The sequence below is a fragment of the Pseudomonas sp. LAIL14HWK12:I10 genome (assembly GCF_900184205.1).
Classification (GTDB): domain Bacteria; phylum Pseudomonadota; class Gammaproteobacteria; order Pseudomonadales; family Pseudomonadaceae; genus Aquipseudomonas; species Aquipseudomonas kermanshahensis.
Window position 1 is genome coordinate 46618 of sequence record NZ_FXWU01000004.1, and the last position, 13313, is coordinate 59930.

At 63.7% G+C, this 13313-nt stretch carries 12 protein-coding genes; 4 read left to right on the top strand and 8 right to left on the bottom strand.

Translation table 11 applies throughout. The features are described 5' to 3' along the window. Nucleotides 1–213: 213 nt before the first annotated feature. On the bottom strand, nucleotides 214–1290 hold the full coding sequence (gene mtnA, locus QOS90_RS10350; protein WP_085272800.1) for an S-methyl-5-thioribose-1-phosphate isomerase: 1077 nt from the start codon (nucleotides 1288–1290) through the stop codon (nucleotides 214–216). A 110-nt stretch (nucleotides 1291–1400) separates the two neighbouring features. Here mtnA and ubiG point away from each other — a divergent pair, with 110 nt between their 5' ends. The 3 genes from ubiG (at nucleotide 1401) to QOS90_RS10365 (ending at nucleotide 3668) form a co-directional block, all read left to right on the top strand. After that, nucleotides 1401–2099, top strand: a complete 699-nt coding sequence (gene ubiG / locus QOS90_RS10355) for a bifunctional 2-polyprenyl-6-hydroxyphenol methylase/3-demethylubiquinol 3-O-methyltransferase UbiG (protein ID WP_027595946.1) — start codon at nucleotides 1401–1403, stop codon at nucleotides 2097–2099. Nucleotides 2100–2101: 2 nt separating this feature from the next. Continuing rightward, nucleotides 2102–2773 carry an N-acetylmuramic acid 6-phosphate phosphatase MupP gene (mupP, locus tag QOS90_RS10360; RefSeq protein ID WP_027595945.1) on the top strand — a complete coding sequence of 224 codons (672 nt, stop codon included), beginning with the start codon at nucleotides 2102–2104 and terminating at the stop codon, nucleotides 2771–2773. A 154-nt stretch (nucleotides 2774–2927) separates the two neighbouring features. Further along, nucleotides 2928–3668, top strand: coding sequence for a YciK family oxidoreductase (locus tag QOS90_RS10365; protein ID WP_027595944.1), 741 nt, complete (start codon nucleotides 2928–2930; stop codon nucleotides 3666–3668). Nucleotides 3669–3793: 125 nt separating this feature from the next. Here the strand turns inward: QOS90_RS10365 and QOS90_RS10370 are convergent, their stop codons facing one another. The 7 genes from QOS90_RS10370 to QOS90_RS10400 all read right to left on the bottom strand — a co-directional run bounded on the left by QOS90_RS10370 (nucleotide 3794) and on the right by QOS90_RS10400 (nucleotide 11648). After that, nucleotides 3794–4579 carry an iron-containing redox enzyme family protein gene (locus QOS90_RS10370; RefSeq protein WP_027595943.1) on the bottom strand — a complete coding sequence of 262 codons (786 nt, stop codon included), beginning with the start codon at nucleotides 4577–4579 and terminating at the stop codon, nucleotides 3794–3796. 62 nt (nucleotides 4580–4641) lie between these two features. After that, on the bottom strand, nucleotides 4642–7098 hold the full coding sequence (locus QOS90_RS10375) for an EAL domain-containing protein (protein WP_027595942.1): 2457 nt from the start codon (nucleotides 7096–7098) through the stop codon (nucleotides 4642–4644). Between the two features lie 131 nt (nucleotides 7099–7229). Then, a complete protein-coding gene (locus QOS90_RS10380) occupies nucleotides 7230–9062 on the bottom strand; it encodes an ABC transporter ATP-binding protein (RefSeq protein ID WP_085272799.1) in 1833 nt (610 codons plus the stop codon). Then, nucleotides 9055–9687, bottom strand: coding sequence for a DsbA family protein (locus tag QOS90_RS10385; protein WP_027595940.1), 633 nt, complete (start codon nucleotides 9685–9687; stop codon nucleotides 9055–9057). Before QOS90_RS10385 ends, QOS90_RS10380 begins: the two co-directional genes overlap by 8 nt. Nucleotides 9688–9690: 3 nt before the next feature. After that, nucleotides 9691–10623 (bottom strand): oxygen-dependent tRNA uridine(34) hydroxylase TrhO, encoded by a 933-nt coding sequence (trhO, locus tag QOS90_RS10390; protein ID WP_027595939.1) that lies wholly within the window; start codon nucleotides 10621–10623, stop codon nucleotides 9691–9693. A 193-nt stretch (nucleotides 10624–10816) separates the two neighbouring features. After that, nucleotides 10817–11113 (bottom strand): BolA family protein, encoded by a 297-nt coding sequence (locus QOS90_RS10395; protein WP_085272798.1) that lies wholly within the window; start codon nucleotides 11111–11113, stop codon nucleotides 10817–10819. Nucleotides 11114–11123: 10 nt separating this feature from the next. Next, a complete protein-coding gene (locus QOS90_RS10400; protein WP_027595937.1) occupies nucleotides 11124–11648 on the bottom strand; it encodes a DUF2059 domain-containing protein in 525 nt (174 codons plus the stop codon). Nucleotides 11649–11802: 154 nt separating this feature from the next. Here QOS90_RS10400 and QOS90_RS10405 point away from each other — a divergent pair, with 154 nt between their 5' ends. After that, on the top strand, nucleotides 11803–13197 hold the full coding sequence (locus QOS90_RS10405; protein ID WP_085272797.1) for a class II fumarate hydratase: 1395 nt from the start codon (nucleotides 11803–11805) through the stop codon (nucleotides 13195–13197). Nucleotides 13198–13313 lie beyond the last annotated feature (116 nt).

The following is a 13313-nucleotide window of genomic DNA, read 5'->3' on the forward strand; positions in this document are numbered from 1 at the left end:
CTACGTTTGTTTCGGGCCAATTATTTCTGGGGTAAACGCGCGCGATTGCCTTAGCGTATGGCTCGATATCGCGCCGAACATACAAGGCGGTCGCGCGCGCCTGCTACAGGCGTTATTGGCCGAAAACAAACGTAGGAGCGAGCGTTGCTCGCGATGCGCCGCGCGGGCGGCGCTCGGTCTCCTGAGCGCTAAAACTCTTCCGCCACACGCCAACTAGTGCAAACGCTTGCGGCACATCAACTGAGCCAGCTTGGCGGTATCCGGGCGTTCAACGATGCCCTTCTCGGTCACGATCACGTCGATCAGGTCGGCCGGGGTCACGTCGAACACTGGGTTGAACACCTCCACCTGCGGCGCCACGCGGGTGCCGGCGTAATCCAGCAGCTCGTCTGCATCGCGCTCTTCAAGGGGGATGTCCTCGCCGGTGGCCAGGTTCAGGTCGATGCTGGTGCTCGGCGCCACGACCATGAAGCGCACGCCGTGGTGCATGGCACTGACCGCGAGCTGGTAGGTGCCGATCTTGCTGGCCACATCGCCATTGGCCGCGATGCAGTCGGCACCGACCACAACCCAGGTGATGCCCTTGCTCTTCATCAGGTGGGCCAGGGCCGAATCGGCGCACAACGTCACCGGAATGCCCTCGTTGGCCAACTCCCAGGCGGTCAGGCGCGAGCCTTGCAGCCAGGGGCGGGTTTCGCCGGCATACACCCGCTCGACCATGCCCTCCAGGTAACCCGCGCGGATCACCCCCAGCGCGGTGCCAAAACCGCCACTGGCCAGGGCGCCGGCATTGCCGTAGGTGAGCAGGGTCTGGGCGTTGCCCTGATGGCGGCGAATCAGTTCGATGCCGTACTGGGCCATGGTCAGGTTGGCTTCACGGTCGCTTTCATGAATCGCTACCGCCTCAGCTTGCAGCGCCGCCAGCACGTCTTCCTCCGGGCGCAAGCGCTGCAGGCGCTCGCGCATGCGGTTCAGCGCCCAGAACAGGTTAGCGGCGGTGGGGCGCGCCTCGGCCAGGCTGAGGAAGTCTTCTTCCAGGTCCTGCTCCCAGTCGCCGCCCTCGGCCAGGCGCTCTTCCAGGGCGAGGACCAGGCCGTAGGCCGCGGCAATGCCGATGGCCGACGCACCGCGCACAGCCATGTCACGGATCGCGTCCACCACCTGCGCGACATTGTCGCAGGCCAGCCAGACCTCCTGCGCGGGCAGCAGGCGCTGGTCGAGCAGATGCAGAACGCCGCCTTGCCAGCGGATCGCGGTCACCTTCTCCGCCGCCAAAAGTCGCTCGCGCATCGCCTCTCCCCGTCGTTCGGATATCAAAAGCCGGCGATTATAGCGACCCTCGGCCTTGAGCGCTCGGGTATACTCCGGCCCAATTTAGCGAAGTTTCAGAGGACTCTTAAATGAGCAACGTCGACCACGCCGAAATTGCCAAGTTCGAAGCCTTGGCCCACCGCTGGTGGGACCGTGAAAGCGAGTTCAAGCCGCTGCATGAAATCAACCCGTTGCGCGTCAACTGGATCGACGAGCGGGTCGGCCTGGCTGGCAAGAAAGTGCTGGACGTGGGCTGCGGCGGCGGCATTCTCAGCGAATCCATGGCCCTGCGTGGCGCCTCGGTAACCGGCATCGACATGGGCGAGGCGCCGCTGGCAGTGGCCCAGTTGCACCAACTGGAGTCCGGCGTCGAAGTTGAATACCGTCAGATCACCGCCGAAGCACTGGCCGAAGAGATGCCTGGGCAGTTCGACGTGGTCACCTGCCTGGAAATGCTCGAGCACGTCCCCGACCCGTCGTCGGTGATTCGCGCTTGCTACCGCATGGTCAAGCCTGGCGGCCAGGTGTTTTTCTCCACCATCAACCGCAACCCCAAGGCCTACCTGCTGGCCATTGTCGGCGCCGAGTACATCCTGAAGATGCTGCCGCGCGGCACCCACGACTTCAAGAAGTTCATCCGCCCGTCCGAACTGGGCGCCTGGAGCCGTGTTGCCGGCCTTGAAGTCAAGGACATCATCGGCCTGACCTACAACCCGCTGACCAAGCACTACAAGCTTTGCAACGACGTGGACGTCAACTACATGATCCAGACCCTGCGCGAGGAATGAGCATGCGTTTGCGAGCAGTACTCTTCGACATGGACGGCACCCTGCTCGACACGGCGCCGGACTTCATCGCTATCTGCCAGGCCATGCTCGCCGAGCGCGGCTTGCCGGCCGTGGACGACAACCTGATTCGCGGGGTGATTTCCGGCGGTGCCCGTGCCATGGTCGCCACCACCTTCGCCATGGACCCGGAGGCCGAAGGCTTCGAGGCCCTGCGCCTGGAGTTTCTCGAGCGCTACCAGCGCGACTGCGCGGTGCACAGCAAGCTGTTCGACGGTATGGCAGAGCTGCTGGCCGACATCGAGAAAGGCAACCTGCTGTGGGGCGTGGTCACCAACAAGCCGGTACGTTTTGCCGAGCCGATCATGCAGCGCCTGGGCCTGGCCGAGCGCTCGGCGCTGCTGATCTGCCCGGACCACGTGAAAAACAGCAAGCCCGACCCCGAGCCGCTGATCCTGGCCTGCAAAACCTTGAACCTGGACCCGGCCAGCGTGCTGTTCGTCGGCGACGACCTGCGCGACATCGAGTCTGGCCGCGATGCCGGCACCCGCACGGCGGCGGTGCGCTACGGCTATATTCATCCAGAGGACAACCCGAACAACTGGGGTGCCGACGTGGTGGTGGACCACCCGCTGGAACTGCGCAAGGTGATCGACAGCGCGCTGTGCGGCTGCTGAGCCTCACTCCAAGCCCCTACCTTGTCCCTGTGGGAGCGGGTTTACCCGCGAAAGGGCCGGACCAGGCAGCTTGATTGCCTGACCTGACGCATTCGCGGGTAAACCCGCTCCCACAGGGTAAGGTGCCGCGCCAACGAACTCGAAGGACCACACAATGTTCGACTACACCGCCCGCCCCGACCTGCTGCAAGGCCGGGTCATCCTGGTCACCGGAGCCGGCCGCGGCATCGGTGCCGCCGCTGCCAAGGCCTATGCCGCGCTCGGTGCCACCGTGCTGCTGCTGGGGAAGACCGAGGCCAACCTCAACGAGGTCTACGACCAGATCGAGGCCGCTGGGCACCCGCAACCGGTGGTGATCCCGTTCAACCTGGAAACCGCCCTGCCCCACCAGTATGACGAGCTGGCAGTCATGATCGAAGACCAGTTCGGGCGCCTGGATGGCCTGCTCAACAACGCCTCGATCATCGGCCCGCGCACGCCACTGGAGCAGTTGTCGGGTGACAACTTCATGCGCGTGATGCACATCAACGTCGATGCCACCTTCATGCTCACCAGCACCCTGCTGCCGCTGCTCAAGCTGTCGGAGGACGCCTCGGTGGTGTTCACCTCCAGCAGCGTCGGGCGCAAAGGCCGGGCCTACTGGGGCGCCTACGGGGTGTCGAAGTTCGCCACCGAAGGCCTGATGCAGACCTTGGCCGACGAACTGGAAGGGGTTGCGCCGGTGCGCTCCAACAGCATCAACCCGGGCGCCACACGCACGGCGATGCGGGCCCAGGCTTACCCGAGCGAGAACCCGCAGAACAACCCGCTGCCTGAAGAGATCATGCCGGTGTACCTGTACCTGATGGGGCCAGACAGCACTGGGGTGAATGGGCAGGCGTTCAACGCCCAGTGATTTTGGGTGGCCTGTACTGGCCCTATCGCCGGCAAGCCGGCTCCGACAGGGGTTTCATTGCCTTCTGGCTTGGTGAAATTCTGTGGGAGCCGGCTTGCCGGCGATAGGGCCAGTACAGGGGGCCATCAACCCGCCGCCAACGCCGGCCGCACCCGCCCCTGCTGACGCCCTTCCAACTGCATGCAGCGCTCCAGGAACAGGTACATGCAGTCGTAACTCTTGCAGATCGCCCGGCGCAATTCGGTACGCAACCCCAGCGTCGGGTTCTCCCCCGCCAAGGTACAGATGATTTCCAGCGCCTCCCACGGGTGCGCATCGTCGTACTGCGCATGCATCTTCAGCCACTTCATGGCGCGCTTGCGCTGCTCCTCCGGGAAGCCTTGGGCGTAGGTGTCATTGGCGCACACCACCGCAGACCATTCCCCCGTCGCGCCTTCGATGGCGTAGTTGGTCGCCGCCATGGAAATCGCCAGGTTTTCGGTCGCACACACCCGCCAGCACCAGTCATTGAGCCCATTCAACTCGGGTGGCACCTCTTGCGCCTGCAGGTCATGCAGGTGAACGCCATGGGCATGGCACCAGTGCACCCAGTAGTCGGCATGGTTGAGCTCGACGCGGATGTTGCGCATCAACCAGCGCCGCGCCATGTCTTCGCCGGGGTGGCGGCCATAGCGGGTCTTGGTCAGGTTATGGGCCATGTACAGGGAGAACTGCTCGACCACTGGCCAGCCGCCGATCAGGTACTGGCGGATGGTCGAAGGCTTCAGTTGGCCATCACGCAGGCGCTGGTAAAACTCATGCTCGACCACCCGGCGCTTGCTTTCGCGGCACTCTTCAATCAGTTGCTGGGCCCATTGAGGGTAACTGGCGGGGTCCATCAATGGCCCGATACGAACGAATGCATCAATCACTTTCAGCTCCTTGTTCCTTGTGATTTTTCGGACGTGTTGTGTCAGCGAAAGCCGCTGTCTAGCTAACGAAACGTGCCAGGTGCCCGCTGCAACAAAGGCCGTGCGGCGATCCGTTGGCGCTGCAGGCTGTCACAGGTGAACACCTGGGGCCGTTCGATCAGGTAGCCCTGGGCGTAATCCACGCCAATTTCCTGCAGGGCCTGTTCGATCAAGGGGGTTTCGACAAACTCGGCGATGGTCCGCTTACCCATGACATGGCCGATGTGGTTGATGACCTCGACCATGGCCCGGTTGACCGGGTCGTCGAGCATGTCCTTGACGAAACTGCCGTCGATCTTGAGGAAATCCACAGGCAAATGCTTCAAATAGGCGAACGACGACATGCCGGCACAGAAGTCGTCGAGCGAGAACCTGCACCCCAGCCCTTTCAGTTCGTTGATGAAACGAATGGCACTGCCGAGGTTGGCAATGGCGCTGGTTTCGGTGATCTCGAAGCAGATCATGCGTGGCGGGATGGCGTACTCGACGAACAAGCGCTGCAAGTACTCGAGGAAGTTGTCGTCGCCGATGCTCGACCCCGACAGGTTGATCGCGCACATGGACAACGGCCCTTCGCGCCCTTCGTCCAGGCATTGGCGAATCACCTGGAACACATTGCGCACCACCCAGCGGTCAAGGGCGGTCATCAGGCCATAGCGCTCGGCGGCGGGGATGAAGCTGCTGGGCAAGATGGTGCGGCCGCTCTCGTCGTGCAGGCGCAGCAGAATCTCGATATGGCCAGGGCCTTCGATGGTCTTCAGCGCGGCGATTTCCTGGGCATACAGGCAGAAACGGTTTTCTTCCAGGGCCACATGCAAACGCTGGATCCAGGCCATCTCGCCAAAGCGCATGGACAGCTCGCTGTCGTCGGCGTGGTACACCTGCACCCGGTTGCGGCCCTTTTCCTTGGCCATGTAGCAGGCCATGTCGGCGGCGCGCAGCGAGGCCTCCAGGGTACCGGGGGCCTGCGCCATGTTCACCAGGCCAATGCTGACGGTGGTGACGAACGGGCGCCCCTTCCACACAAAGTGCAGGCTCTGGACCATCTGGCGCAGTTGCTCGGCAATACGCTCGGCCTGGTCCGGCGGGCAGTTTTCCAGCAGCACGCCAAACTCATCGCCACCCAGCCTGGCTAGCGTGTCCCCTTCGCGCAGCCCCGACTGCAACACGGCGCAGATATGACGCAGCAACTCGTCGCCCGCCGCGTGGCCACAGGTGTCGTTGACCAGCTTGAACTGGTCGAGGTCAAGGAACATCAGTGAATGCCGCCCAGCCTGGCGTGCCAGGCCGTTGAGCGCTTGCTCCAGGCGGTATTCGAACTCGCGGCGATTGGCCAGGCCGGTCAAGGCGTCATGGGTCGCCTGCCAGGACAGGTTGGCGATATATTGGCGCTCCTGGGTCATGTCGTGCAGCACCAGCACGATGCCGCTGACCTGCCCATCATTGACGATGGGCGAGCCCACCAGGTTGATCGACACGGTGCTGCCGTCCAGGCGCTGGATCAGCCGGGCATGCTCGGCGCCGCCCTTCAGGCTGCCGCTGAGCACCTGCTCGACCAGGCTGCGGCCGTCCTCTTCGGCCTGCTCGTCCACCAGGCTGAACAGCGCCGAAAGTGGCAGCCCTTGGGCTTGGCCGGCCTGCCAGTGGGTAAGTTGCTCGGCCGCCGGGTTCATGTAGCCGATATAGCCATCGACATCGGTGGTGATGACCGCATCGCCAATCGCCTGCAGGGTGATCTGCGCCCGCTCCTTTTCGGCCTGCAGGGCACTGGCGAACGCCTGGCGCTGGGCCAGCAACTTGCTGGAGCGGCGCCAGGCAATGGTAATGAGGAACAAGGCAGTCAGCAGGTTGGTGATCAGCAGCACCTGCAGCAGCATGCGCGAACCCTCGCCCAGGGCATCGCTGAAAGCCCTGGCGGCCGGCGTCACACCTTCGTTGATGGCGACGATGCGGGCCTTCCAGTCGCTGATCGTGCCGGCATCGACCTGGCCACCGGCAAAGCCTGTGCGCATCTCGTCCGCCAGCACATCCAACTGGCCCAGGTAGCGGTCGCCGATGTCCCAATAATCGATGGCCGTCTGCATGTAGCTGATGCTGCGGAAGTTGCGATAGAACCAGATGATGCGTTCGACGTCGTCGGGGTGGTTGCCCCCCTGCAACACGGCATCGCGCGCGGCGTTCAAGTCCGGATTGGGCTGGTCGAGCACTTCACGCAACTGGTGATCGCCATGGGGCACGGTGATGGCCTGGCGATAGCGCTGGTAAGTGCTTTCGTCGCGGTTGTCGGCGTACAGGTTGAGGTAGTAGATGGCGTCTTTCTGAGCCTTGGACCACAAGCTCTCGCCCGCGACATAGGCGCGTACCGCCGATAGCGTATAGAGGCTGAGACCAGCCAATGCCGCCTGGAAGATCACGACGGCAATGAAGGGCCAGATGATACCCAGCAGCTTCGGCGCTTCTAGAGTGCGATGTCCCTTCATGGAGTCCCTGTCACAGAGCAGATAAGGCTCGAATCAACCCAGACAAGCACAGCGTAGGCCATTTGCCATCTGCGTGGAGGGGTTTTTTATGACAAGGAATGGGGCGATTCGCACCGCCCGTAACAAGAGGCTCAGGTCTGCTGCAGATGCCCGTACAGCTTGGCGTACAAACCACCCTCGGCAATCAGCTGCTGATGGTCGCCATCTTCGGCCACATGCCCGCCATCGAACACCAACACCCGGTCCGCTTGTTTCACGGCCGACAGGCGGTGGGCGATGATCAGCGTGGTGCGGCCGCTGAGGAAGCGTGCCAGGGCCTGGTGCAGGTTGTACTCGGTGGCGGCATCCAGCGCCGACGTGGCTTCATCGAGAATCACCACCTTGGGTTCGGCCAAGACCATGCGGGCAATCGCCAGCCGTTGCCGCTGCCCCCCGGACAGGCGCACGCCGGAACGCCCGACCACGCTGTCCAGGCCTTGCGGCAAGGCGGCGATGGTGGCGTCCAGCTGGGCAATGCGCAGCGCCTGCCAGCAGGCTTCGTCGCTGCACTCGCGGCCCATGGTCAGGTTGGCGCGCACGCTGTCGTTGAACAACGAAGGGTGCTGCAGCACCACCGCGACGTTTTCACGAAGGGTTTCAAGGCCGATTTCCTGCAGGCTGGCACCGCCAAAGCGGATGGTCCCCGCCTGGGCGCTGTACAGGCCAAGCAGCAGCTGCACCAAGGTGCTCTTGCCGCCACCGCTGGCCCCCACGATAGCCACTTTCTCGCCCGGGGCGATGGACAGGTCGAGGTGCTCGAGCACCGGCTCGTCGGCATAGGCGAAGCGCAGGTCGCGCACCTCGATGCCCACTGTTTCGCGGCCCACGAACGGGTCACTGGCCGCGGGGTACTGCGGCTCGTCGGCACGCGCCAGCAGCTCGTTGAGCCGGCTCAGGGCGCCACCGGCAGCGTAGTAGGCGTACTGCAGGTTAAGCAGTTGTTCCACCGGGCCGATCATGAACCACAGGTAGCTGAACACCGCCAGCATCTGGCCGATCGACAGGTCGGAAAACAGCACAGTGAGCATCGCCGCGGCGCGAAAGATGTCGATGCCGAACTGGAACAACAAACCACTGGCGCGGCCGCTGGCATCGCTCTTCCATTGCGAGTCCACGGCGTAGTCACGCACCTCCCGGGCGCGCACGCCCAGGCGCCCCAGGAAATAGCCCTGGCGGTTGCCGGCGCGGATCTCCTGGATGGCGTCGAGGGTTTCCGACAGCGCCTGGGTAAAGCGCGCGGTGCTGTCATTTTCGAGCTTTTTCAGGTGTTTGACGCGTTTGCCCAACTGCACGGTGAAGTAGATCACCAGCGGGTTGAACAGCAAAATCAGCAACGCCAGTTGCCAGTGCATCCAGATCAGGATGGCCGCCGTGCCGGTCAGGGTCAGCATGGCGACCAGGAAGCGGCTGAGGGTCTCGCCGACGAATTTGTCGAGGGTGTCCAGGTCGGTGACCAGGTGAGTGGTCACCGTGCCGCTGCCCAGGCTTTCGTATTCCTTGAGGGAAATCCGCTTGAGCCGTTCGATCAGCCGAATACGCAGGCGGTAGACGATGTCCTTGGCCAGCCCGGCAAACAGCTTGGCCTGCACCACGTTGAAGGCCAGGGCGGCCAGGCGCAGGCACAACGTCAGCGCCAGCATCAGGCCGATATAGCCGGCCGCGACCTGCCAGTTGGCCGGCAGCAGCTGGTTCATCCACTTCAGCGCGGCGTCGCCGTGGCCCAGCAGCACTTCATCCACCAGCAGCGGCAGCAGCAAGGGGATCGGCACGCTGCAGCACGCCGCGAGCACGGCAATCAGGTTGGCAGACCAAAGGTTTTTCTTGTGGTGCAGTGCCAGGCGGCGGATTTCCGCCCAGCTCAGTCGATCGGCCGCACTGTGGGGTTTCCCTGGCACAGGGTCGGGCGACCCGGGCACATCAAGCACAGGCAGCCTGCTGCAGCCAGCGGCCGAGCAAGGGTTGCAGGCGCTCCAGCGGCTGGTAGCCGTTGGTCAGCAGCGCCAGCTGGCCGTTGCGCTCGGCCAGCAGGGTGGGGAAACCGGCGATGCCCAAGTCTTGCGCCCATGCAATATCGGCTGCGGTGGCTACACGCGTGTCGGCGCGGGCAAAGGCCTCGGCAAACACCGCACGGTCGAAGCCCGCCTGTTCGGCCAGCTCAACCAGGTGCGGCGCGGTAGTCACGTCGACACCGGCCTCGTAGAACGCGCGCTGGATCAACGCCAGCAGTGGCCAGACGCGCTCGGCGTCCAGCTCACGGGCGGTGACCAGGGCGCGGCAGGCAGGTTCGGTGTCGTAGACAAAACCGTCAGGCATGGCGCCCTCGAAACGAAACGGCTGGCCAGTGGCGTCGGCCACCGCCTGCCAATGCTCGAGGATGTACTTGCGGGTCGACGCATCCAAGGCGCTGCCACCGGTGCGCAGGCCGCCTGGCACCAGGTGGGTCGGCACGCCGGCTTCACGCGCCTGGGCGATCAGGGCCGTGGCCACCGGCGCAAAACCCCAGCACCAGGAGCACATAGGGTCCATCACATACAGCAGGCGTGCAGACATGCATCAGGCCTCGGCTTTGTAGTTGTAACCGATCGGGTGCGGCAGGTTGCGGGCCTTGGCCAGCTCGATCTGCTTCTGCCGGTCGATGGCGCTGCGGCGAGTTTTTTCGCTCAGGCTGTCCCAGCAGTGCGGGCAGCTGACACCTGGCGAATAGTGCTCGGACGCACGCTCCTCTGCGTTGATCGGGTGGCGGCAGGCATGGCACTGGTCGTACTCGCCTTCGCTCAGGTCATGGCGCACCGTGACGCGGTTGTCGAAGACGAAGCAGTCGCCGTCCCACAGGCTTTCTTCCTGAGGCACTTCTTCGAAGTACTTCAGGACGCCACCTTTAAGATGATAGACCGCCTCGAAGCCTTCACCGAGCATGTAGCTGGAGGCTTTTTCGCAACGGATACCGCCGGTGCAGAACATCGCCACTTTCTTGTGCTTGCTCGGGTCGAAGTTGGCCTTGATGTACTCGGGGAACTCGCGGAAGGTCTCGGTCTTGGGGTCAATGGCGCCCTTGAACGTGCCGATGGCCACTTCGTAGTCGTTGCGGGTATCGATCAGCAGCACTTCAGGGTCACTGATCAGGGCGTTCCAGTCCTTGGGCTCGACGTAGGTGCCCACCTGCTGGTTGGGGTCCACGCCCGGCACACCAAGGGTGACGATCTCTTTCTTCAGCTTGACCTTGGTGCGGTAGAACGGCTGTTCGTCGCAGTAGGATTCCTTGTGGTCGACATCCACCAGGCGCGGGTCGTTGCGCAGCCAGGCCAGCAGGCCGTCGATGCCTTCGCGGGTGGCCGACACGGTGCCGTTGATGCCTTCGTTGGCCAGCAGCAGGGTGCCTTTGACGTCATTGTCGAGCATGGCCTTGAGCAGCGGCTCGCGCAGCTCGACGTAGTCTTGCAGGGTGACGAATTTGTACAGCGCCGCGACGACGATCGGTTGTGACATGAACGTGAATCTCCAGGTGGTTGCCCTCGTAAGGGGCGGACCGGGGTAACAAAAACAGGGGGCTGCTTCGCAGCCCATCGCAGGCAAGCCAGCTCCCACAGGTACAGGGTGTGGGAGCTGGCTTGCCTGCGATGGGCCGCAAAGCGGCCCCCTTTGGGATTGTTGCGGATTCTACCAGAACGCTAGAAAGGATTCAGTGCCCACCGCCCGCACACACCGGCGAGGCCGGTGCGACCCCGACCTTGGCCCACTCTTCAGCGGTGTAGGTGTGGATCGCGAGGGCGTGGATCTGGCCCATCAGCTCGCCCATGGTGGCGTAGACCTTCTGGTGACGCTTGACGCTGTTCAGCCCGGCAAACTGCTCGCTGACGATCACTGCCTTGTAGTGGGTCTCCTGACCACGACTGTGCATGTGACTTTCATTGAGCACTTCCAGGTGTTGCGGCGCCAGCGCGGCCAGTTGTTGCTCGATGCGGTGCTGCATGCTCATCACGCGTTACTCACTTCTTGGCAGGGGCGGCGGCCTTGCCAGCGTTCGGGTCAAGCTCTTTGGTCATGTCTTCGAGCAGCTTGTTGACCACCGGTACCGCAGGCTCCAGGCTCTGCTGGGTCAGCTGGGCCGACTGCTGGGTAACCTTAGGCATTTCGCGCAGGACTTTCTTGCCCAGCGGCGACTCGTAGAACTTGACCAGGTCCTTGAGCTCGGCCTCGGTGAAGGTGGCGGTGTACAGGTCGACCATTTTCGGCTTCAGCTTGTTCCAGCCGATGGCGCTGTCCAGGGCGGCGTTGGCCTTGGCCTGGTAGCTTTGCAGCACCGGTTGCTTGGACGCAGGCGCCTTGGTTTGGGCGAAGCGCTGGGCGAACATTTGTTGGACCTGCATATAGACCGGGGTGCCCAGCTTGTCGGCGTTGGCCAGGGTCAGGAATTTCTCGGCGGCAGCGTTGTGACTGGCGGTGGCAGCGAGTACCTGGCCGCTGGCACAGGCCAGGGCGACGGCGGCACAAAGGACACGGAGACGGGTCATTGCATTTCCTTCAAGAGAGGGAGGCGGGTACCTCAGAGTAGAGCATTCTGCGCTGTGGTGGCGATGTGCTCAAGTGGGCACGACGAGCGAGGGAACCGCGCTGTCGAATCAGGGCCTAAACTGCGATTTCGAACCACAAAGGAGTGAGCGCAGAATGAGCCGTATCGAGACAGACAGCCTGGGCCCGGTCGAAGTTCCTGAGGGCGCCTATTGGGGTGCGCAGACCCAGCGGTCGCTGATCAACTTCGCCATAGGCAAGGAACGCATGCCGCTCGCGGTGCTGCACGCCCTGGCGCTGATCAAGAAAGCCGCGGCACGGGTCAACAACCGCAACGGCGACCTGCCGGCCGATATCGCCCGGCTGATCGAGCAGGCCGCCGACGAAGTGCTCGACGGCCAGCATGACGATCAGTTCCCGCTGGTGGTCTGGCAAACCGGCAGCGGCACCCAGAGCAACATGAACGTCAACGAAGTCATCGCCGGGCGCGCCAACGAACTGGCCGGCAAGGGCCGTGGCGGCAAGACGCCCGTGCACCCCAACGACCACGTCAATCGCTCGCAGAGTTCCAACGACTGTTTCCCCACCGCCATGCACATTGCCGCGGCCCAGGCGGTGCATGAAAAACTGCTGCCGGCGATCGCCGAGTTGTCCTCGGGGTTGGCCGAACTGTCGGTGCGCCACCTCAAACTGGTCAAGACCGGCCGTACGCACATGATGGACGCCACGCCGATCACCTTCGGCCAAGAGGTCTCGGCCTTCGTCGCCCAGCTCGATTACGCCCAGCGCGCCATTCGCGCCACCCTGCCCCCAGTCTGCGAGCTGGCCCAGGGCGGCACCGCCGTCGGCACCGGCCTGAACGCGCCACACGGCTTTGCCGAAGCCATCGCGGCCGAGCTGGCAGCCCTTTCCGGCTTGCCATTCGTCACCGCGCCCAACAAATTCGCCGCCCTTGCCGGCCATGAACCGTTGACCAGCCTGGCGGGGGCGCTGAAGACCCTGGCCGTGGCCTTGATGAAAATTGCCAACGACCTGCGCCTGCTTGGCTCCGGCCCCCGCACGGGGCTGGCGGAAGTGCGCCTCCCGGCCAACGAGCCGGGCAGCTCGATCATGCCCGGCAAGGTCAACCCGACCCAGTGCGAGGCGCTGTCCATGCTGGCCTGCCAGGTGCTGGGCAACGACGCGGCGATCGGTTTTGCCGCCAGCCAAGGCCACTTGCAGTTGAACGTGTTCAAACCGGTGATCATCCACAACCTGCTGCAGTCGGTCGAACTGCTGGCTGATGGCTGCCGCAACTTCCAGCAGCACTGTGTGGCCGGGATCGAGCCGGATGCCGAGCAGATGGCGGCGCACCTGGAGCAAGGGTTGATGCTGGTGACGGCATTGAACCCGCATATTGGCTATGACAAGGCGGCGGAGATTGCCAAGAAGGCGTATGCCGAAGGCACGACCTTGCGCGAGGCGGCGTTGGCGTTGAAGTACCTGACCAATGAACAGTTCGATCAGTGGGTCAGGCCGGAGAACATGCTGGCGCCGGGCGGTAAAGGCTGACCCGATCCCCCCTCCCCTGTAGGAGCAGCCTTGTGCTGCGAAGAGGCCGGTGCAAACACAGTGATTTTTCGCTATTTTCACTGGCCTCTTCGCAGCACAAGGCTGCTCCTACACCA